Source organism: Streptomyces angustmyceticus (assembly GCF_019933235.1).
In the GTDB taxonomy this organism is placed as follows: Bacteria; Actinomycetota; Actinomycetes; order Streptomycetales; family Streptomycetaceae; genus Streptomyces; species Streptomyces angustmyceticus.
Map to the genome: position 1 here is coordinate 2,549,765 of NZ_CP082945.1, position 19,098 is coordinate 2,568,862.

The 19,098-nt window shown below is 71.8% G+C and carries 20 protein-coding genes; 5 read left to right on the plus strand and 15 right to left on the minus strand.

Going from position 1 to position 19,098, the window contains the following annotated elements; translation table 11 throughout:
• Positions 1-72: 72 nt before the first annotated feature.
• The 4 genes from K7396_RS11420 to K7396_RS11435 all read right to left on the minus strand — a co-directional run bounded on the left by K7396_RS11420 (position 73) and on the right by K7396_RS11435 (position 4,258).
• Positions 73-1,368, minus strand: coding sequence for a hypothetical protein (locus tag K7396_RS11420; protein ID WP_086716889.1), 1,296 nt, complete (start codon positions 1,366-1,368; stop codon positions 73-75).
• Positions 1,358-1,924, minus strand: coding sequence for a DUF6114 domain-containing protein (locus K7396_RS11425; RefSeq protein ID WP_086716890.1), 567 nt, complete (start codon positions 1,922-1,924; stop codon positions 1,358-1,360). Before K7396_RS11425 ends, K7396_RS11420 begins: the two co-directional genes overlap by 11 nt.
• Before the next feature lie 130 nt (positions 1,925-2,054).
• Positions 2,055-2,672 (minus strand): DUF6230 family protein, encoded by a 618-nt coding sequence (locus K7396_RS11430; RefSeq protein WP_086716891.1) that lies wholly within the window; start codon positions 2,670-2,672, stop codon positions 2,055-2,057.
• A gap of 611 nt (positions 2,673-3,283) precedes the next feature.
• On the minus strand, positions 3,284-4,258 hold the full coding sequence (locus tag K7396_RS11435) for a tetratricopeptide repeat protein (protein WP_086716892.1): 975 nt from the start codon (positions 4,256-4,258) through the stop codon (positions 3,284-3,286).
• 390 nt (positions 4,259-4,648) lie between these two features.
• On the opposite strand from K7396_RS11435, the gene K7396_RS11440 reads away from it, so the two are divergent.
• Positions 4,649-5,305 carry a TetR/AcrR family transcriptional regulator gene (locus K7396_RS11440; RefSeq protein ID WP_086716893.1) on the plus strand — a complete coding sequence of 219 codons (657 nt, stop codon included), beginning with the start codon at positions 4,649-4,651 and terminating at the stop codon, positions 5,303-5,305.
• Positions 5,306-5,384: 79 nt separating this feature from the next.
• On the opposite strand, the gene K7396_RS11445 is transcribed toward K7396_RS11440, so the two are convergent.
• Both K7396_RS11445 and K7396_RS11450 read right to left on the minus strand, forming a co-directional pair.
• Positions 5,385-6,389 carry a GDP-mannose 4,6-dehydratase gene (locus K7396_RS11445; protein ID WP_086716894.1) on the minus strand — a complete coding sequence of 335 codons (1,005 nt, stop codon included), beginning with the start codon at positions 6,387-6,389 and terminating at the stop codon, positions 5,385-5,387.
• On the minus strand, positions 6,386-7,549 hold the full coding sequence (locus K7396_RS11450; RefSeq protein ID WP_086716895.1) for a UDP-N-acetylglucosamine--N-acetylmuramyl-(pentapeptide) pyrophosphoryl-undecaprenol N-acetylglucosamine transferase: 1,164 nt from the start codon (positions 7,547-7,549) through the stop codon (positions 6,386-6,388). The genes K7396_RS11445 and K7396_RS11450 overlap by 4 nt, the downstream gene beginning before the upstream one ends.
• Before the next feature lie 57 nt (positions 7,550-7,606).
• Between K7396_RS11450 and K7396_RS11455 the strand changes: the two genes are divergently transcribed.
• Both K7396_RS11455 and K7396_RS11460 read left to right on the plus strand, forming a co-directional pair.
• A complete protein-coding gene (locus K7396_RS11455) occupies positions 7,607-8,329 on the plus strand; it encodes a response regulator transcription factor (protein ID WP_086716896.1) in 723 nt (240 codons plus the stop codon).
• Positions 8,326-9,729 (plus strand): sensor histidine kinase, encoded by a 1,404-nt coding sequence (locus K7396_RS11460; RefSeq protein WP_086716897.1) that lies wholly within the window; start codon positions 8,326-8,328, stop codon positions 9,727-9,729. The genes K7396_RS11455 and K7396_RS11460 overlap by 4 nt, the downstream gene beginning before the upstream one ends.
• Positions 9,730-9,777: 48 nt before the next feature.
• On the opposite strand, the gene K7396_RS11465 is transcribed toward K7396_RS11460, so the two are convergent.
• The 3 genes from K7396_RS11465 to K7396_RS11475 form a co-directional block, all read right to left on the minus strand.
• A complete protein-coding gene (locus tag K7396_RS11465) occupies positions 9,778-10,116 on the minus strand; it encodes a hypothetical protein (RefSeq protein ID WP_086716898.1) in 339 nt (112 codons plus the stop codon).
• A gap of 16 nt (positions 10,117-10,132) precedes the next feature.
• Positions 10,133-11,341: a WXG100-like domain-containing protein gene (locus tag K7396_RS11470; protein ID WP_086716899.1), complete on the minus strand. Its 1,209-nt coding sequence runs from the start codon at positions 11,339-11,341 to the stop codon at positions 10,133-10,135.
• Positions 11,342-11,418: 77 nt separating this feature from the next.
• The gene (locus K7396_RS11475) at positions 11,419-11,763 is read right to left on the minus strand and encodes a hypothetical protein (protein WP_143589060.1); all 345 of its coding nucleotides are present in this window, start codon (positions 11,761-11,763) and stop codon (positions 11,419-11,421) included.
• Between the two features lie 550 nt (positions 11,764-12,313).
• Here K7396_RS11475 and K7396_RS11480 point away from each other — a divergent pair.
• Positions 12,314-12,904, plus strand: a complete 591-nt coding sequence (locus tag K7396_RS11480) for a hypothetical protein (RefSeq protein WP_143589061.1) — start codon at positions 12,314-12,316, stop codon at positions 12,902-12,904.
• Between the two features lie 36 nt (positions 12,905-12,940).
• On the opposite strand, the gene K7396_RS11485 is transcribed toward K7396_RS11480, so the two are convergent.
• The 4 genes from K7396_RS11485 to K7396_RS11500 form a co-directional block, all read right to left on the minus strand.
• Positions 12,941-14,641 carry an acyl-CoA mutase large subunit family protein gene (locus tag K7396_RS11485; protein ID WP_086716902.1) on the minus strand — a complete coding sequence of 567 codons (1,701 nt, stop codon included), beginning with the start codon at positions 14,639-14,641 and terminating at the stop codon, positions 12,941-12,943.
• A 191-nt stretch (positions 14,642-14,832) separates the two neighbouring features.
• Entirely contained in the window at positions 14,833-15,165 is a 333-nt protein-coding gene (locus K7396_RS11490) for a DUF3817 domain-containing protein (RefSeq protein ID WP_086716903.1), read from the minus strand.
• Between the two features lie 82 nt (positions 15,166-15,247).
• Entirely contained in the window at positions 15,248-15,760 is a 513-nt protein-coding gene (locus tag K7396_RS11495) for a MarR family winged helix-turn-helix transcriptional regulator (protein WP_086716904.1), read from the minus strand.
• A gap of 43 nt (positions 15,761-15,803) precedes the next feature.
• Positions 15,804-17,324, minus strand: coding sequence for an MFS transporter (locus K7396_RS11500; RefSeq protein ID WP_223659882.1), 1,521 nt, complete (start codon positions 17,322-17,324; stop codon positions 15,804-15,806).
• Positions 17,325-17,407: 83 nt separating this feature from the next.
• Here K7396_RS11500 and K7396_RS11505 point away from each other — a divergent pair, with 83 nt between their 5' ends.
• Positions 17,408-18,388 (plus strand): ArsR/SmtB family transcription factor, encoded by a 981-nt coding sequence (locus K7396_RS11505; protein ID WP_086716905.1) that lies wholly within the window; start codon positions 17,408-17,410, stop codon positions 18,386-18,388.
• 46 nt (positions 18,389-18,434) lie between these two features.
• On the opposite strand, the gene K7396_RS11510 is transcribed toward K7396_RS11505, so the two are convergent.
• Positions 18,435-18,743, minus strand: coding sequence for an MTH1187 family thiamine-binding protein (locus tag K7396_RS11510; RefSeq protein ID WP_086716906.1), 309 nt, complete (start codon positions 18,741-18,743; stop codon positions 18,435-18,437).
• Complete coding sequence (locus K7396_RS11515; RefSeq protein WP_086716907.1) at positions 18,740-19,090, minus strand: DUF3817 domain-containing protein; 351 nt, start codon at positions 19,088-19,090, stop codon at positions 18,740-18,742. Before K7396_RS11515 ends, K7396_RS11510 begins: the two co-directional genes overlap by 4 nt.
• Between the last annotated feature and the right edge of the window lie 8 nt (positions 19,091-19,098).

Below are 19,098 nucleotides of genomic sequence, written 5' to 3' on the forward strand. Positions count from 1 at the left end.
TGAGGGGACGGCCCACCGCCGTTTCGTGCGGCTCCCGGAAGGGTCGGTGTTCCCCGGCCCGCGCCGGCGATCTCAGTCGGTGATCGACTGGTGCAGACCCGGGATGTGGAGGTTGCCGCCGAACTGGCCCGCCTGGTCGATCTTCACCTTGGTGAAGTAGGCGAACGGGACGTTGATCGGCGGCGGGTGCTCGGGGTCGAAGACGATCGGGATCAGCCCGAAGAGGTTGCCCTGCAGCCGCTCGGTGTACATCGTCACCTTGCCGCCGCGGATCGTGGACGTCGAGCCCCCGGCCCCCTGGACGTGGTACTTCTTCCCGGACGCCGGGTCGTCGACGATCTGGTGCAGATCGCCGATGTCGACGCTGTCGGCGGTGAACTTCAGGGCCTGCTTGGTGTGGCCGTTCTGTGTCCGGACGTTGACGACGCCCTCGTAGTTCAGGCCGCGCAGGGTGAGCGCGCTGGACTCCAGGTGCCAGGGGTCGTCCGGCAGGGTGGCGGGGGTCTGCTCGTCCTCGCCCTTCTGCTTGTTCTCGACGACGCAGGGGAAGGACTTCTTGCCGCCGGCGTCCTTGCCGTCCAGGCCGCCGCCGGGCAGGGCGTTGTCCGCCGCGCCCACCGCGCCGTGGACGGTGTCGTTGACCGTCTTCGACCCGTTCTTGACGGCGTCCCCGGCCTTGCCGGCGCCGTCCTTGAGGCCGTCGACCGTGTCCTTGACCGGCTTGGTGACCTTGTCGGCGACGGAGCCGGAGTCCTTGGACGCGGAGGGCGAGGGGCTCGGCGCGTCGGACGCGGAGGCCGAGGGGCTCGGCGAGTCCGACGACTTGTCGGCGTCATCCGCCTTGTCGCCGCCGAGGAGACCGCCGAGCGCGTCACCGATGCCGCCCAGCAGACCGCCGTCGTCCTTCTTGTCCTCGGAGGCCGACGGCGACGGGGTCGCGGAGCCCGAGGGCTCGTCGGTCTTCGAGGAGCCGGACGGCGCGGGCGCCTGACCGGCGTCCTTGCCGGCCGAGGGCGAGGGCGAGGCGGAGGGCCCGCCGGACGGCTTGGTGTCGTCCTTGCCCTGCGCGTCGTCCTTCTTGTCCGCCTTACCGTCCTTGGACTTGGCGTCCTTGTCGTCCACCTTGTCCGGGGCGGTGACGCACGGGCCGTCCTTGAAGGGGCTCTTGGGCGGCGCCGGCTTGGCGATCGCCATCTGGGGCGTGAGCCCCATGCCCATGAGCACGGCGGACGGCATGGCCGCAATGGCTATCGCCTTGCCGGCCGGCACGTGGAGCCGAGTCAGCAGCGGCTTCCTCGGAGCCGCGTGCCTCGGCCCGGTTCTCGCCCCGGCGGCTGCGCTCTCCTCGTGCAGCTCGTCACCCGGCACGGTGCCTCCCGTTCGTTCCGTTGGTCGGGCTCGTTCCTGACAGGTCGTCCAGTCCGTTGCCCGACCCGGGACCGTCGGCCGGCGCGGGGTGCGTGGCGACCACCGGTCCGGCGATCGTCCTGGGGGCCGGCTGCTCGGCGTCGTCAGCGCTCCGGTCGGCCTTGCCCGGCGCCCAGGAGACTCCCAGCGCGCCGCCGATCAGCCCCAGGAGGAAGCCGATCAGGAAGGCGCCGAAGTTCGAGACGACCAGGGAGACCAGGGAGAGCAGAATCGCCGCCACGCCCGCGAAGACGCGCGAGGCGGGCTGGAACCACATGGTCAGACCGAGCACGACCAGCAGTACGCCGATGATCAGCGAGCCGGCGCCGGCGGTGGTCGCCATGCGGACGGTCAGGGAACCGATCGTGAGATTCGCGTAAGGGATGTACATGATCGGGATGCCGGCCAGCAGAGTCAGCATGCCGCCCCAGAACGGGCGGTGTCCGCGCCACTCCCGGAACGAAAGCCGCTTGCGGCCGATGGTCTCGATCAGCCGTGGTCGCGTGTCGGCGCTCATGTCGTACAGCTCCTCGGGACTGGCAAATCGGTGGTTCTGTGCTGGGTGTCCTACTGGCGCTACCCGGCGTACGGGCACGGGGAACGGCTCATGCCGCGACAACTCGCCCCGCGCCCGCACGCTCAGTGCGTCAGTAGCACTCGCTCTTGCCCTTGGCGACGCTCATCTTCAGGCCGCTGAGCTTGAACGTGCCGGCCGTCGTGGCCCATGCCTGCTGCCTGACGTGGGTCAGCGTGGCCGACTCGGCCTGCTGGGCGAACGAGCCCGGGTCGGCCTTGTCGCCCTTGTGCATGCCAGGGCCCTTGGTCGTCGAGCCCGCAGCAACACCGATGTCGATGTTGTTGAAGGTCGCGTCCGCGGACAGCTGGTCGAGGTCGATGTAGAGGTTCTTCGCCTCGACGGGCGTGTCACCGCCACCGGCCGACAGCTTCATCGACACGTCGCCGAAGACCGGCACCGGCACGACCACCGACTGGCACAGGTTCTTGATCTTGGCGTTCGAGAACCCCGAGACCGCCACCGGGACCTGCTTGCCGCCCTTCTGGGCGTCAATGGCTCCGTACTGCACAAACCCGGTGCCGTCCAGCCGGTCGGTAGCGACCTTGAACTGCTGGCCGGACACGCTGAACGATGCCGCGAGCGCACCCTGCGAGAGGGCGACACCGATCGCGGCGGTCGCCGCGACGCTCGGCACCATGACGACGGCGAACCGCTTCCATCTGGTCCCGCCACGAGCCAGGGACTCCATGACTTTCCTCCTTCTCGGACGTACATCTCCGGTACCGGCCGCCTCAGTTGGGACAGCCCTACCTGGGATGGGAGAAGTGCTACGTCCTCGGGAAGGAGAGCGCCTGTCTCGGAGGCACATCGTGTTCCGAACACCGGCGATCACCCCCGAGCGACAACCACTGGCCACGCTCTCGCGCAACCTCACCGGACAGGCCCTGCCGGGTGGGGCAGAGACCCCCCTGTCCACGCCGGCGGCACCTGCCGCCGACCACTCGGTGGGGACCCAAGTACCCCGCGACACCGACCGGATGCCGGGCTGCGGGAATGGACCGAGCGTGGCCGATCGTGGTCCATTCGGGGCCGCCGCACAAGGGGCTCGTTACTTGCGGGTAACGGCCCGATAAACACGCCACGACCCACCGAAACCAACCGGACACACTCGGTCGCCACTAACGGTGAGGGGACATTGGGCAATTGCGGACACAGCGCCACAAGGGGGCCGCTCAGGCTTACTTGAAGTAACAGCGGCCACGTTTACCAAGTTTTGGTAAAACGTGGCCGCTCTGTCGTTTGTTCGGGCAACGCGCGGTGGTCGTACTGGTCAGAAGCGGGCGAGTGCGAAGACAGCGGTCAGAACAGCACCCGGGCCAGCGCGGTACGCGCCGCCGTCACCCGCGGATCCTCCGCGCCGATGACCTCGAACAGCTCCAGCAGCCGCAGCCGCGCGGCCTCCCGGTCGTCCCCCGCCGTCCGCTTCACCACGTCGACCAGCCGGCCGAACGCGTCCTCGACGTGCCCGCCGACCAGATCGAGATCCGCGGCACGGATCTGCGCCTGGACGTCGGCCGGGCTCTCCGCGGCCTCCTTGCGCACCGCCTGCGGGTCGAGATCCTGCACCCGGCGCAGGAGTTCGGCCTGCGCCAGACCGAGCTTGGCCTCCGGGTTGGCCGGGTCGTCGTTGAGCACGTTCTTGTACGCCTGGACGGCACCGCCCAGATCGCCCGAGTCCAGCGCCTGGTTCGCGGCCTCCAGCAGGGCGTCGTAGGGGCCGGCCGGCGCCGGGGCCTCGGCCTCCTGCTCCGCCGCGCCCGCGTCCTGCGGGTCGAGCGGCGCCCCCACGATGCCGAACTGCTGCTCGGCGGCCTGCACCAGCTGGTCGAGCACCTGACGGATCTGCGACTCCGGGGCCGCGCCCTGGAACAGCGGGATCGGCTGCCCCGCGACGACCGCGAAGACCGCCGGGATGCCCTGCACCCCGAACTGCTGGAACAGCATCTGGTTGGCGTCGACGTCGATCTTGGCCAGCACGAACTTGCCGGCGTACTCCCCCGCGAGGCGCTCCAGCAGCGGACCCAGCTGCTTGCACGGCTCGCACCACTCGGCCCAGAAGTCGATGACGACCGGGACCTCGGTCGAGCGCTGCAGGACGTCCTGCTGGAACCCCGCCTCGTCGACGTCGAACACCAGGCGGGCACCGCTCGCGGGCGCCCGGCCGGTACGGGCGGCCTCGGCGCGTGCCTGCTCCGCCTTCTGCTTCGCTTCCCCCGCCGCCTTCACCGCTGCGAGGTCGACGACTCCACTCATGGACATGTTGCGTGGCTGCATGGGTCCATCCTCCCCCCTGGGCGGTCCGTTCCGAAAAGCGATCCGGAAAGCGGTGCGGTCGGCGACGCGATCGGTCGTGCGGCGGTGCTGCGGATTGCCGGTCCGGTGACGGGCACCGGGCCGTGTACCGGGCGCCGCACCCCGTCCGTACGCCCCGCCGGGATGCCGGCGTACGTCCGGGACAGCTGCCCGTGGTGGTCCCGAGGAGGACCGGTGTGCGGTCCGGTAAAGGACCGTCGTGCGCGGCCCCGGGTCCCCACCCGCGGCCTGTGGCTGTCGCTCTTACGCTACGACCCGTAGCGTAACTCGCCGTCGCCCCCGGACCACAACCGGTTCCGGCCCCGACGGGAGTGATCTGCCTCACGGGAGGCACCTCCCGTACTGCCCGGTATGGTCGCCCGCATGCACCACTCCGCCAGTCCCCGGAAGGGCCGCACGGGCCGCCCGCGCAGCGCCGAGACCGATTTCGCGATCCTGCGCGCGACCCGTGCCGCACTCGTCGATCTCGGCTGGGGGCGGCTCACCATGAGCGAGGTGGCGGCGCGGGCCGGTGTCGCGAAGACGACGCTCTACCGGCGCTGGGCCAACAAGAACGAGCTCGTCGTGGACGCCGTGGCGGTCCTCTTCGACGAGCTCGAACTCCCCGACCGGGGCTCCTTGCAGTCCGACATCGAGGGTGTGGTGCTGCAGTTCGGGGCGCTGCTGGCCCGGCCGGAGACCAAGACGGCGCTGATGGCCGTGGTCGCCGAGTCCACCACCGACGAGGCGCTGCGCGAACGCATCCGCTCGGCGATCGTCGACCGGCAAAAACGGCTGGTCCTGCTCGGCCGCTCGCGCGCCCAGGCCCGCGGCGAGCTGCCCCCGGACTCCCCCGGCACGGAGGGCGAGCGGGCCGCCACCCGCAACATGGACCTGATCTTCGACGTGATCGCCGGGGCGATCGTGCACCGCACCCTGGTCAGCGGCGAGCCCGTGGACGCCGCGTGGGGGCGCGACTTCACCGCCCTCTTCCTCACCGGGCTCTCCGGCCTGGACGGTCAGGACTGAGCCCGGGAGACGGGCGCACCGGGCGCCGGTGCGGGGTCGGCCGCGGCGCGGCACCGGCGTGCCCCGCCGCGGCGGCGGATCAGACCTGGTAGCGGTCCGCGGCGAACAGGTGGAGGTTCTCCGCCACCCACTCCGAGGTCCGCTTCAGCCCCTCCTCCAGGGACACTTCCGGCCGCCACGAAGCCCATTCGCGGGCCCGGGAGTTGTCCGACAGCAGCCGCTCGACCTCGCTGCCCGCGGGCCGCAGCCGCGCGGTGTCCACCACCACCTCGGCGTCCCGGCCGGAGGCCGCTGCCAGTGCCTCGGCGAGCGCCCCGATGGCGATCTCCCGCCCGGTGCCCAGGTTGACGACCTCGCCCAGCGCCCGGTCGCAGCCGGCCAGCGCCAGGAACCCGGCCGCGGTGTCCGTGACGTAGGTGAAGTCGCGGGTCGGGGTGAGCGAGCCCAGCTTGATCTGCCGGGCGCCGGAGTGGAGTTGGGCCAGGATCGTGGGGATCACGGCGCGCGCGGACTGCCGGGGGCCGTAGGTGTTGAACGGGCGCACGACCGTCACCGGCAGTCCGAAGGCGTGCCGGTGCGACAGCGCCATCATGTCCGCGCCGATCTTCGAGGCGGAGTACGGCGACTGCGGCTGCAGCGGGTGGTCCTCGCCGATCGGCGCGGTCAGCGCGGTCCCGTAGACCTCGCTGGTGGAGGTGTGCACCAGCCGCCGCACCGCGTGCCGGCGGCAGGCTTCGGCGACGTTCTCCGTCCCCACCACGTTCGTCTGCACATACGCGCCCGGCGAGTCGTAGCTGTACGGGATCCCGATCAGCGCGGCCAGATGGAAGACCGTGTCGCAGCCCGCGACGGCGTCCGACACCCGGCCCGCGTCCCGCACGTCGCCCGCCACCATCTCGACCCCGGAGCCCGGTCCGAGATGACGCGCCAGATTTCCCTTTTCGGCGTACGGCTTGTAATGGACGAACGCGCGCACCTCGGCGCCGGCCGCCACCAGCATGTCGACCAGGGTCGAACCGATGAACCCCTCGGCCCCGGTGACCAGGACCCGGCGGCCCGTCCACTGCTGCGTGCTGCTGCTCATGCTGACTCCTTCATCGTGGGGTGGTGGTGGACCTGCGGGTGACCGGCGAGCGCCAGCACCTTGTCGGCCAGCAGGCCGGCGGCCCGCGCATGGGTGCCCGGGTCGGCGGCCGCGGCCATCGCGGCGAGCCGGGCGGGGTTGTCGAGAAGCGGGGTGACCAGCGCGTCCAGCCGCTCCGCCGTGGTCTGCGGGTCGGGCAGCAGCAGCGCCGCCCCGGCGTCCGAGAGCACCCGGGCGTTATGGGTCTGGTGGTCGCCCGGCGCGTGCGGATACGGCACGAGGACGGCCGGCATCCCGATGGTGGCCAGCTCGGCGACGGTCGCCGAACCGGCCCGGCACACCACCAGATCGGCGGCGGCGTACGCCAGGTCCATCCGGTCCAGGTACGGCACCGCCTCGGCGACCGCGTCCCCGCCGTTGGCCGCCAGGAGGGCCTTCGTCTCCTCCAGGGCGGCGGGCCCGGTCTTGATCAGCAGCCGCAGGTCGGTGCGCGCCCGGTGGCGTCCTGCCAGGCCCACGGCCGCCTCGTTCAGCCGGGCCGCCCCCAGGCTCCCGCCGTTGACCAGCAGCAGCCGTGCCCCGTCCGGCACGCCCAGGGCCCGGCGGGCGGCCGGCCGCAGCCCCGCCCGGTCCAGTTCGGCCAGCGGGCCCACCAGCGGCATCCCCACCGTCTGCGCCCGTTCCCCGCCCGCCAGGTGCGCGCGGCTGCGGTCGAAGGCGAGGGCGATGTGCGGGGTGAGCCGGGCCGCGAACTTGTTGGCCCGGCCCGGCACCGCGTTGGACTCGTGGACCAGGCTCGGCAGCCCGGCCAGCTTGGCCCCGACGATCACCGGGGCGCTCGGATAGCCGCCCATACCGACCGCGACCTGGGCTTTCTGCTCCTTGAGGATCGTCCGGCACTGGGCACCCGAGCGCAGCAGCGCGGCCGGCAGCAGATAGCGTCGGGCGCCGAGCGAGGGGTCGAAGGGGATCATGTCGACGGTGTGCAGCCGGTATCCGGCCCGCGGGATCAACCGTGTCTCCAGGCCGCGTTCGGTCCCGACGAAGGAGATCACCGCATCGGGCACCGCCCGGCGGAGCGCGTCGGCGAGAGCGAGGCCGGGATAGATGTGTCCGCCGGTGCCGCCCGCACCGATCACGACAGAGAGTGGTGTGCGCATGGCCGCCACGCTCGCGATACGCCCTAAGAAGCTTCTAAGAGAGGTGTTTGGCAGCCTATGTCCATGCCGCCCACGCCCCAGAACACCCCGGCCCCCAAGATCCTCGTCGTCGACGACGAACCGGAGGTACGCGCCGCCGTCGAGGACGGCCTCGCCGTGGAGGGCTACACGGTACGGGGCGCCGCCGACGGCCTGGCCGCCCTCTCGGAGGTCGCCGGCTGGCAGCCGGACGTCCTCGTCCTGGACGTGATGATGCCCGTCCTGGACGGCCTGGCCGTCTGCCGCCGGCTGCGCGCCCTCGACGACCGCACCCCGATCCTGGTGCTGACCGCGCTGGACTCGGTCAGCGAACGGGTGGACGGGCTCGACGCCGGAGCCGACGACTACCTCGTCAAACCGTTCGCCCTGGACGAGTTGGTGGCCCGGGTGCGGGCCCTGCTGCGCCGGGCCTCGGCCACGACCGCCGAGGACACCCGGCTCTCCTTCGGCGACCTGGTCGTCGACCCCGTGACCCGCACCGGCCACCGGGCGGGCCGGCCGCTGGAGTTCAGCCGCACCGAGTGGGCGCTGCTGGAACTGCTGCTGCTGCACCCCGGGCAGGTGCTGCCGCGCGAGATGATCCTGGAGCGCGTCTGGGGCCGCGACTTCGGCCCCGACTCCAACTCCCTGGCCGTCTACGTCGGTTACCTGCGGCGCAAACTGGAGGCGGGCGGCGAGCCCCGGCTCGTCCACACCGTGCACGGGGTGGGCTACCGCCTGGACCACGCGGAGGGCGCGTGACCGGCACCCGCGGCCTGGGGGCCCGCTGGCGCCGCCGTCGGCCGCTGCGCGCCCGGCTGGCGCTGGCGGCCTCCGCCGCGGTGGCACTGGTCGCGATCGGCGTCTGCGCGGCCGCGTTCGTCCTCATCGATTACCAGATGACCCGCCAGCTCGACCGGAACCTGGCCCTGACGTCCACCGAGATCATGCGCGAGCGCCGGGACTGGGGCCCGACGCCGAGCGACACCCTCTGCCAGTACCCGGCCTCGTCCTGCTTCCAGATCGTGCCCTCCGACCCCGCCAAGGATCCGCGCAAGCCCTACGGGCTGCCCGTCTCCGACGCCACCCGGCAGGTCGCCGCCGGCCGGCGCGCGGCGTTCTACAGCGAGCTGGCCGTCGCCGGGCAGCCGGTCCGGATGTTCACCACGCGCGTGACGGGCAAGGACGAGGCGGTACAGGTCGCCCTGCGCTCCGACTCCGTCGACCGGAGCGTGGAGCAGGCCGCCTGGGCGCTGTCCGTCGTCGGCGGCGCCGGCGTCCTGCTGGCCGCCGCGCTCGGCTACTGGGTGTCCCGTACGGGCCTGGCCCCGGTCGCCCGGCTCACCGCCACCGCGGAACGCATCGCCGCCACCCGCGACGCCCGCCACCGCATCGAACTGCCCGCGGGCCCGCTCGCCCGGGAGGACGAGATCACCCGGCTGGCCACCAGCTTCAACACCATGCTCGGCGAGCTCGAACAGTCCGTCACGGCACAGCGCCGCCTGGTCGCCGACGCCTCCCACGAACTGCGCACCCCGCTGACCGCGCTGCGCACCAACGCCGAACTCCTGGCCCGCGCAAACCGCCTGACCGACGCCCAGCGCGACCGCGCCTCGGCCGCCCTGGGCCGCCAGCTGCGGGAGGTCACCACCCTCGTCAACGACCTGATCGAGCTGGCCCGCGACGAGGAGCCGCAGCCCCTGGTGGAGCAGGTGCGCCCGGCGGCTCTCCTGGAGCACGCGGTGGGCGCGGCCCGCGAACACTGGCCGGAGATCACCTTCACCGCCGCCGTCGCGCCGTCCGCGGCCGACCGCACCGTCCCCGGCGTGCCGGCCCGCCTGTCCCGGCTGCTGTCCAACCTCCTCGACAACGCCGCGAAGTTCTCCCCGCCGGGCGGCCCGGTCGACACCGAACTCACCTTCTCCTCGGGCGAGTTGAACCTGACCGTCCGCGACCACGGCCCCGGCATCGCCGAGGCCGACCTCCCCCACGTCTTCGACCGCTTCTACCGCGCCGAGGCGGCCCGCGCCCTGCCCGGCTCCGGCCTGGGCCTGGCCATGGCCCGCCAGATCGCCCGCGCCCACGGCGCCGAACTCACCGCCGAACGGGCCCCGGGCGGCGGCGCCCTGTTCCGCCTGCGGCTGCCGGCCGGGGCGGCGTAGGAGGCCCTCCCCGATCCGCCCCGCATCGGACGACGCCCCCGGGGACGCTCACCGGCCCCCGCCGGCCTCCTTCTCCGCGGCCTTCTCCTCCACCGCCGTACGGACCGCCTGCCGGTCCCGCGGCGACATCGACCGCCAGCTCTCCCGCATCCCGGACAGCCCGTCGGTGAGCGCGCGGTGGCCGGACGGGTCGTCGAGCACGTCCTTGAGTTCGAGCCGCCCGCCGAGCACCTTGCGGGCGAGCTCCTGAAGTGCGGACGGGGCCGACGAACTGCTCCGGACGGCCCGCAGGGACGCGGTGAGGTGCTCGTTCTGCTCTTCGGTCAGATCCTTCTCCTCGACGGGGTAGTCACGGTCGCCGGGGGCGGGGAGGCTGCTGCTGCTCATGGTTCGGGGGTTCCTCTCAGCCGAAGGCGTTGCGCGCACGCTCGGCCTCGGCCCGTCCGCTTTCGGTGGTGGGGGCAGGGGGAGAAGCGGGCGTGGCGCTGCCGGTGGAAGTACCGGCGGACGCCGGGCTGCCGCCCCCGTCCGAACCTCCGGACGAGGAAGGACCCCCGCCGGAAGGCGAGCCACCGGACGAGGACGAATCCCCCGGCCCGTCCCCGGACGACGAGGACGAAGACCCGGCCCCGCCGCTCCCGGAGGCGCCGTCCGCCCCGCCGCTTCCCGAAGAGGAGTCGCCGTCGGACGAACCGCCGTCGCCTTCGGCCGGGGCCTCCTTGTCCTTCGTGACCATCCCGGCGACTTCCGTCATGCCGGCGACCTGCTCCTGCTGGCCCTCCCAGATCTTCTTGGCACCTCCGGAGAAGTCACCTTGCGCGACCTGCCCGACGCCCTGCCCCATGTGGTAGGCACCCGTGCCCACCTTGCCGACATCCTTGAGCTTGTCGCCGAATCCCACGTGGCCCTTGTCGTCGATGTCCACGACGGGCTTCAGGCCGGCCCTCCCGGCTTCCTTCCAGTCGAATCCGGCCTGCGCTCCGAAGTGGCTCTTGACGCCCTGTGTGGCGAGGTTCTGCCCCAACCCCTTGAGGGCGTCCTTGCCGAGATCCTTGAGCAGGTCCAGCGCCATCTCCTTGGCGCCCTTGACCACCTTCTTCTCGATGGCCTCGGTGATGGCCTGGACAATTTTCTGCCTGGCCTCGTCCAGGATCCTCCGGACGATCACCCGGGTGGTCGCCGTGGCCGCGGCCGCCCCTGCTTCGGAGGCGCCCAGCGTGACCGGCGCGGCCGCCTGGGCGATCGCGAACTCGACGGCCAGTGCGATGAGCTGAGCGATCACCGCGATCTTCATGACCATCACGATCGCGGCCACCACCTGGAGCACGACAGCAAGCACTTCGGCGGCCTCGATGGCCTCGTCCAGGTAGCCGCCACCGTCCCCGTACTTCTTCCAGTTGTCGCTGAAGGCCTCGATCGCCTCACCGGAGTTGGCACCGCGCACCGTGTTCGCGGCGCTTACCCCCTCGGCCTGGTACCGGCGAGCGGCAGCGGCGAAGCCGCTCCATGCCTCAGCCGCCTCCCGCATCTTGTCCTCGTCGACATTGGGCCACTGAAAGCCCAGCAGGTCGAGGATCCAGTCGACCTCGTTCGGCAGCGTGATGGTGGCCACGGTGCGTTCATCCCCCGAAAGCGCGAATGTGTTGATGGTGAGCGGATAGCCGGCGACGGATACCGAATGGTGCGGCGTCAGTTCGCGATATCAGGGCGGTGTGCCGCGTACTTCGCGAGATGGTCGCGCTCTGCCTCCTCCGTGGAGTCGTAATGCGCACCCATTGCTTCGAGCTTGCTGCCGATCTTGGAGATCGCCTCACCGAGATGGGGCATCGAATCGCAGATGCCCTCCGCCACCGGGCCGTAGAAGTCGTTGAAGGTGCCGACGAAGTCGTCCTTGCCCCACGCCTCACCGGGATCTCCGCCCACCGCGGCCTTCAGCTTCTTGGCCGCCTCGCTGAAACGGGAGCCGATATCGCCGAAGACGCCGCCCTGCGTCCTGAGTACGCCCGGATCCACGTCATAGCCGGATCCTGCCACGACCCGCCCTCCACACCGTTAAAGATCAGATAAATGCGATGCCGTACGGTATCCCACGCCCGTCGGAGCAGAAGTGGGAGAAACGTGAAGGCAATTCACATCGGCATCGCCGACGACGCCCGCCGGACCCCCGGGGAGCGGAGCGGGGGAGTCACCCCCGCGCACGAAAGGGCTGCCGCATTCATGCCCGATCCGCGGCACACACTCACCCCGGCGGCCCGCGGGGGGCGGCATTCCGACTTCATCGCGTCTGTTGTCGCACGCGCGCCCGATTCCCGTGCCGTCGCGCAGGAACTCACCCCGGCCGACCCGCCAGGTGCACACGGAATCTGCACGACCGAGGAGCATCCGGAACCCCGCAACGTCCCCTCACAACTTTCCGCACGGACGCACCCGCGGACGACGATGCCGCAAAATTCCACTCGGACGAGACAACGGGAGGCGGGGGTCACACGGCACGGGGCGCTCGCGCCGCGGCACACCACCCTGCCCGTCAAGCAATGTCCCCTTCAGCACAACCTCACCCGAAACCCGGGGAAGGAATCCCGCCATGCCTGAATTTCCCACCCTGTCCACGATAAAGCGCGTGTGGGGGCGATTTCTCCATCTGCTCGCCATGATCATGCTCCTGGCGCTCAGTGTGGTGTTCGCGTGGCTGGGGCTGACCCAGGCGGGCGTCATGGGCACACACGGGACACTCACCGTCGCGGAGTGCTACACCGTCGTGCACCACCACACTTCGGGCAAGCGCGGCACGGGTTCGACCACCGACTACACCTGCACCGGAGAATTCCGCTCGGACGACGGAAAGACCGTGGCCGAGAACGCGCAGATCAGTGGTCTGCCGGCCGGCCACCCGAAGACCTCCACCATCCCCGGCCAGCGCAGCGGAAATGAAGTCGTGCTGCCCGACGACCGAGGCGCGGCGGTGAAATTCGCCGTCGCCTTCGGGGCCCTCCTCATCGACGCCTTCGTCTTCTTCTGGTGGTCCACGCGTCTCGACAAGAACGGCTTGACCTTGAAGGAGACCTGGCGCACGACCCGTGGCACACCGACCCGCGCGATCGTCGTCGGCGTATCGGCCGTGGCTGTCGTCGGGGTCGCCGCCGGCGCTCTCTGCGCGGTCGCACTACCCGGCTGAGCAGACGATCGCGGAGAGCCGGCGGCGCCCGGCCCGTCAGAACCCGGCCGGCTCCGTGTACACCCCCCACTCGTCCCGCAGCGCGCCGCAGATCTCGCCGAGGGTGGCCTCGGCGCGGACGGCCTCCAGCATCGGCTCGATCATGTTGCCGCCGTCGCGGGCGGCTTCCAGCATCGCCTTGAGCGAGGACTGGACCCGGGCGTCGTCGCGGGCCTCCTTGCGGGCCGCGAGCACCCGTACCTGCTCGCGCTCGACCTCGTGGCTGACCCGCAGGATCTCCAGGTCGCCGGTGACCGAGCCGTGGTGGCAGTTGACGCCGACGACCTTCTTGTCGCCCTTCTCCAGCGCCTGCTGGTAGCGGAAGGCGGATTCGGCGATCTCGCCGGTGAACCAGCCGTCCTCGATGCCGCGCAGGATGCCGGAGGTGATCGGGCCGATGGGGTGCTCGCCGTTGGGGACCGCCCGCCGGCCGCGCTCCTTGATCTGCTCGAAGATCTTCTCGGCGTCCGCCTCGATCCGGTCGGTCAGCGACTCGATGAACCACGATCCGCCCAGCGGGTCGGCGACGTTGGCGACGCCGGTCTCCTCCATGAGCACCTGCTGGGTGCGCAGCGCGATCTCCGCGGCCTGCTCGCTGGGCAGCGCCAGGGTCTCGTCCAGCGCGTTGGTGTGCAGCGAGTTGGTGCCGCCGAGCACGGCCGCCAGGGCCTCGACGGCGGTGCGTACGACGTTGTTGTACGGCTGCTGGGCGGTCAGCGAGACACCGGCGGTCTGGGTGTGGAAGCGCAGCCACTGCGCCTTCTCGCTCGTCGCGCCGTAGACGTCCCGCATCCAGCGGGCCCAGATCCGGCGCGCGGCGCGGAACTTGGCGATCTCCTCGAAGAAGTCCAGGTGCGCGTCGAAGAAGAAGGACAGGCCGGGGGCGAAGGTGTTGACGTCCAGGCCGCGGGAGAGGCCCAGCTCCACGTAGCCGAAGCCGTCGGCGAGCGTGTACGCCAGCTCCTGCGCGGCCGTCGCGCCCGCCTCGCGGATGTGGTAGCCGGAGACCGAGAGCGGCTTGTACGCGGGGATGCCGCGCGCGCAGTGCTCCATCAGGTCGCCGATCAGGCGCAGGTGCGGCTCGGGCTGGAAGAGCCACTCCTTCTGCGCGATGTACTCCTTGAAGATGTCCGTCTGCAGGGTGCCGTTCAGGACACCCGGGTCGATGCCCTGCCGTTCGGCGGCGACCAGGTACATGCAGAAGACCGGGACGGCCGGTCCGCTGATCGTCATGGAGGTCGTGACGTCGCCCAGCGGGATGTCCCGGAACAGGACCTCCATGTCGGCCGCCGAGTCGATGGCGACGCCGCAGTGCCCGACCTCGCCCAGCGAGCGCGGGTCGTCGGAGTCCCGGCCCATGAGGGTGGGCATGTCGAAGGCGACCGAGAGGCCGCCGCCGCCCGCCTTGAGGATCATCTTGTAGCGCTCGTTGGTCTGCTCGGCGTTGCCGAAGCCGGCGAACTGGCGGATCGTCCACGTCCGCCCGCGGTAGCCGGTCGGGTACAGCCCCCGCGTGAAGGGGAACTCGCCCGGCCAGCCGATCCGCTCGAACCCCTCGACCGAGTCCCCGGGGCGGGGCCCGTACGCCGGCTCGACGGGGTCGCCCGAGAGCGTGGTGAAGTCCGCGTCCCGCTTGCGGGCGGAGTCGTACCGAGCCTGCCAGCGGCGGCGGCCCTCATCGATCGCGTCAGCGTCCATACCCCCGAATTTACTTGGACGTCCTAGTACTTGTCGACGGGAGAAGGCCATGAGTCGCCCTGCGCGTTGCCGGAATCACACTCCGTGACGGCCGCGGTACGGCGAAACGCACCCGTCCGGTGGGAGGACGAGCGCGTAGGAGGAGGTCTGAGGGTGTGCCGCTCGGACCGCGCCGGGGCGGCCCGGGGCGATCAGGCCTTCACCGGCTCCGGAGCGTCATCGGCGAGCAGCGGCTCGACCTCCCGCACCACCTGGCGCTCCACGAAGAAGGCGGCGGTGGGGATGGTGCCCGCGATCAGCACCCACAGCAGCTTGCCGAACTTCCACTTGGCCTTGGAGCCCAGGTCGAAGGCGAAGACCAGGTAGATGATGTAGAGCACGCCGTGGATCTGCGAGACGACGAGGGTGAGGTCCTTGCCCATCCCGAAGCCGTACTTGAAAACCATGCAGGTGCAGAGGACCAGCAGCATCACGGCGGTGAGGTAGGCCATCGCCCGGTAGCGGGTCAGGACGCTTCGCTTCATGCCCCGAGCGTAACCATCCGTTCCGGGGCGATCTTCGCCACCCCCTGCGAACGCCGGACCGCGCCGCTCCCCGCGGCACCCCTCAGGGGGTGTCCCGGAAATCCTCCGCCGCCACCCGCAGCGGCCGCAGCAGCGCGAAGATCTCCCCGCACTCCTCGGCGTCGTACGCCCCGAGCCCGAAGTCCATCGCCATCAGGTCGCGGGTCGCCGCGTCGCACACCTCGCGGCCCTTGTCCGTGATGGTGGCGAGGGTGCCCCGGCCGTCGTTCGGGTTCGGCCGCTTGGCGACGAGACCGGACTTCACCAGCCGGTCGACGGTGTTGGTCACCGACGTCGGGTGCACCATCAGCCGCTCGCCGATCTTCGACATCGGCAGCTCACCGGCCTTGGAGAAGGTCAGCAGCACCAGCGCCTCGTAGCGGGCGAAGGTCAGCCCGTACGGCTTGACCACGGCGTCCACCTCGGCCAGCAGGATCTGGTGGGCGCGCATGATCGAGGTGATGGCGGCCATCGAGGGCACGGCGCCCCATCGCTGCTGCCACAGTTCGTCGGCGCGCGCGATGGGATCGAAAGCAAGGCTGAGCGGCTTCGGCACGCCTGTGACCCTACCCGGCGCTCATATGCTGGTAGGGGGTGTCTCAGTTTTCGGTATCCGGAAGGGGCCCGGTCGGCCCGCGCAGCCCGCCGGCGACCGTCCGGGCCGCCCCCGCCGCCCGGCCCGGCGCCGTACGCCGCACCTCCCGGATCACCAGCGGCACACAGAGCACCCCCACCACTCCGGCGGTCGGCATCACGACCCGCAGCGGCGCGTACTCCGCGGCGACACCGGCCAGCCCCATCGCCAGGCCCATCAGCGTCATCCGGCCGGCCTGCATCACCGTCATCGCCTGCCCCAGCAGCTTCTCGGGCACCGCGTCGACGAACCAGCGGTCCACGCCGAAGTTGTACGTGATCCCGGTACCGGTCAGCACGAGCAGCACCACCGCCCAGCCGAGCGAGGGCTGCACCGCGAACCCGAGGGACGGCAGCACCGCGAAGAGGCCCATCGGGAAGGTCAGCCGGGCGCGGGCGCGCGAGCCGAGGAACGAGCCCGCCAGGCTCTCGGCCACCACCGCCCCCAGCGGCATGCTGCACATCAGCAGCCCCATGCCCGCCGGTCCTGCGCCGAGCAGACCGGCATAGGGGATCAGCAGCGCCTCCGGGACGACGAGGAGCGACGGCGGCAGCCACGTCAGCAACAGCAGCGCCCGCACCCTGCGGTCGGCCAGCAGCAGCCGGACCCCGCCCAGCGAGGCCCCCAGCAGCGCCCCGCGCCGCGCGTCCGGCGCCCCGTCGCGCGCCGGCCGCGCCGCCGTCCCCAGCCGCAGCAGCAGCGCCGAGCCGAGGAACGTCCCGGCGGTGATCGCGAGCACCGCCCGCGGGGTGGCCACGGCGAGCAGCAGGCCGCCCGCCCCGAACCCGGCGAGCTGCGCGCTCTGGTTCACCAGGCGGATCACCGAGCGCCCCAGCACGAACAGCTCGCCCTCGCCGAGGATCTCCCCCAGCGTCGCGGCCCGGGTCCCGGCGAAGACCGGCGCGACGGCCGCGAGCACACAGCGCAGCACCAGCAGGACCGCGACCGGCGTGCCCGGCGCCACCATCCCCGCCGCCGCCAGCGCGCACAGCACATCGCAGCAGACCAGGACCCGCCGGGCCGGATACCGGTCGGCGACCGCAGACAGCAGCGTCCCGCCGACGACGTACGGCAGCAGCCCCAGCGCCAGGGTCAGCGCGCTCAGCAGCGGCGACCCGGAGATCCGGAAGACGAGGACGGACAGCGCGATCTCGCAGACGACCACGCCGAGCGCGGACAGCAGATGCGCGGCGAAGACGAACCGGAACTCGGGGACGGCGAAGACGGCGCGGTAGCCGACGGCGCCGTCCGCACCGGCGCGGGGGCCGCGACCGGTAGCGGCCTCGTCGGCGCGGGGGCCGTCACCGGTACGGGCCTCGTCGGCGCACGGCCGGCCGTCGGCGAGGCCCCCGTCGGCGAGGCCCCCGTCGGCAAGAGCCCCGTCGGCGAAGGCCCCGTCGGCGCGGGCCGCGGCTCCGGTGGCGGCGCCCGCGTCGGGGCAGGCGGAAGGGCGGCCCGGCGGCACGGGCCCGGGGGAAGAGGGCATGGCGGCAGCCTGCCGGACGCCCGTTCCGGCCCGTATTGTTTCGGCCGCAGCCGAATCCCGGCTCGGGGGGAGCGTGTACGGCCATGCCGGTGAACCTGCACTTCGGCGCCGACGACCTGCTGCGCATCCGGTTCGCCGTCTCCGCGCTGTGCGAGACCCATGAGGCGGTCCGCACCCTGCGCCGCGCCGACCGGCACGGTTACCACACGCCCTGGCTGCGCCGGATGCGCGAGAAGCTGGCCGGCCTGGACCTGACGCCGCTGTGGCTCTTCATGCCGCCGGCGGGCTACACACCGGACTTCCTGGGCCGCCCGCCGGGCACCCCGGTGGCCGGCTTCGACGAGGAGCTGGCGCGGCTGCGCGCCACCGACCCGGACCTGGCCCGCGCCGAGATGGCCAAGTCGCTGGCGGGCAGGCCGGATGCGGCGCGGTCGGCGCGCGGCCGGGCGGCGCTGGCGGATCCGGCGGGTGCGGTGCGCGAACTGGCCGAGGTCACCGAACGCGCCTGGCGGACGCTGATCGCCCCGGACTGGCCGCGGCTGCGGGCGCTGCTGGAGGCCGAGATCGCCTACCGGTCGCGCCAGTTGGCGGACGGCGGGCTGCAGGGGCTGTTCGCCGATCTGCACCCGCGGCTGTCGTGGTCGGGGGACACCCTGACGGTCCGTACCCGTACCGACTTCGCCCAGATGCAGGACCTGGACGGCCGCGGGGTGCTGCTGCTGCCCAGCGTCTTCGTGTGGCCGGACGTGATCAGCGGGTTCGACCCGCCGTGGCAGCCGACCGTCCTCTATCCGGCGCGCGGCATCGGCGGGCTGTGGACCGAGCCGGAGACCGGCCCGGCGCTGACGCGGCTGCTGGGCGCGAACCGTGCCGCCGTACTGGCCGCCCTCGACGCGCCGTCGACCACGACGGCGCTGGCCCACCGGCTCTCCCTGGCGCCGTCCTCCGTGTCGGCGCACCTGTCCGTGCTGCGCGACGCCGGTCTGCTGACCTCGCGCCGGCACGGACATCAGGTGCTCTACGAACGGACCCCGCTGGGGATCACCCTGGCGGCGGGCGGCTGAGACCGGGCCCGACGGCCGGCCGGGCGCGGGGTGCGGCGGTGGCCGCTCAGGCCCGGCGGTCGCCCTCGGCGAGGTAGCGCTCCACGGTCTCCACCTTCGAGGTCAGCCCGTCGGTGACGCCGGGCCGGATGTCGGCCTTGAGCACCAGGGAGACCCGGCCGCAGCGCGCCTCGACCGCCGCGACCGCGCGCTTGACGACGTCCATGACCTCGTCCCACTCCCCCTCGAGGGAGGTGAACATCGCGTCCGTGCGGTGCGGCAGACCCGACTCGCGGACGACCCGGACCGCGTCGGCGACGTACGCGCCGACGTCCTCGCCGACGCCCAGCGGGCTCACGGAGAAGGCGACGATCATGCGTTGACGACGCCTTCCTTGCGGGCGCGGGACGCGATCACGCCGGCCTCCTCCTCGCGCTTGAGGATCCGGTCGCCGAAGAGGCCGCCGAACGGCACGATCGCGAGGGCGAAGAAGAGGGCGACGCGTTTGACGGGCCACTTGGTGCGGTTCCACACGTCCAGCAGCAGCACCACGTAGGTGATGAAGAGCAGGCCGTGGATCATGCCGAGCGGCATCACCAGCGAGTCGTAGTCGAAGGCCAGGCGGAAGCCGGTACCGAAGATCAGCAGCGCCGGGAAGGAGAGCGCCTCCGGGATGGAGGCCAGGCGCAGTCGGTGCAGGGCGGCGGCGGTTTTGATGTCCACGGGAACCT

Coding starts and splice junctions, on each gene's coding strand:
- K7396_RS11435 (WP_086716892.1), bottom strand. CDS start 4,258: ATGCAGCCACGCAACATGTCCATGAGTGGAGTCGTCGACCTCGCAGCG.
- K7396_RS11430 (WP_086716891.1), bottom strand. CDS start 2,672: ATGGAGTCCCTGGCTCGTGGCGGGACCAGATGGAAGCGGTTCGCCGTC.
- K7396_RS11445 (WP_086716894.1), bottom strand. CDS start 6,389: ATGAGCAGCAGCACGCAGCAGTGGACGGGCCGCCGGGTCCTGGTCACC.
- K7396_RS11440 (WP_086716893.1), top strand. CDS start 4,649: ATGGTCGCCCGCATGCACCACTCCGCCAGTCCCCGGAAGGGCCGCACG.
- K7396_RS11500 (WP_223659882.1), bottom strand. CDS start 17,324: ATGCCCTCTTCCCCCGGGCCCGTGCCGCCGGGCCGCCCTTCCGCCTGC.
- K7396_RS11510 (WP_086716906.1), bottom strand. CDS start 18,743: ATGATCGTCGCCTTCTCCGTGAGCCCGCTGGGCGTCGGCGAGGACGTC.
- K7396_RS11485 (WP_086716902.1), bottom strand. CDS start 14,641: ATGGACGCTGACGCGATCGATGAGGGCCGCCGCCGCTGGCAGGCTCGG.
- K7396_RS11490 (WP_086716903.1), bottom strand. CDS start 15,165: ATGAAGCGAAGCGTCCTGACCCGCTACCGGGCGATGGCCTACCTCACC.
- K7396_RS11450 (WP_086716895.1), bottom strand. CDS start 7,549: ATGCGCACACCACTCTCTGTCGTGATCGGTGCGGGCGGCACCGGCGGA.
- K7396_RS11505 (WP_086716905.1), top strand. CDS start 17,408: ATGCCGGTGAACCTGCACTTCGGCGCCGACGACCTGCTGCGCATCCGG.
- K7396_RS11465 (WP_086716898.1), bottom strand. CDS start 10,116: ATGAGCAGCAGCAGCCTCCCCGCCCCCGGCGACCGTGACTACCCCGTC.
- K7396_RS11480 (WP_143589061.1), top strand. CDS start 12,314: ATGCCTGAATTTCCCACCCTGTCCACGATAAAGCGCGTGTGGGGGCGA.
- K7396_RS11455 (WP_086716896.1), top strand. CDS start 7,607: ATGTCCATGCCGCCCACGCCCCAGAACACCCCGGCCCCCAAGATCCTC.
- K7396_RS11425 (WP_086716890.1), bottom strand. CDS start 1,924: ATGAGCGCCGACACGCGACCACGGCTGATCGAGACCATCGGCCGCAAG.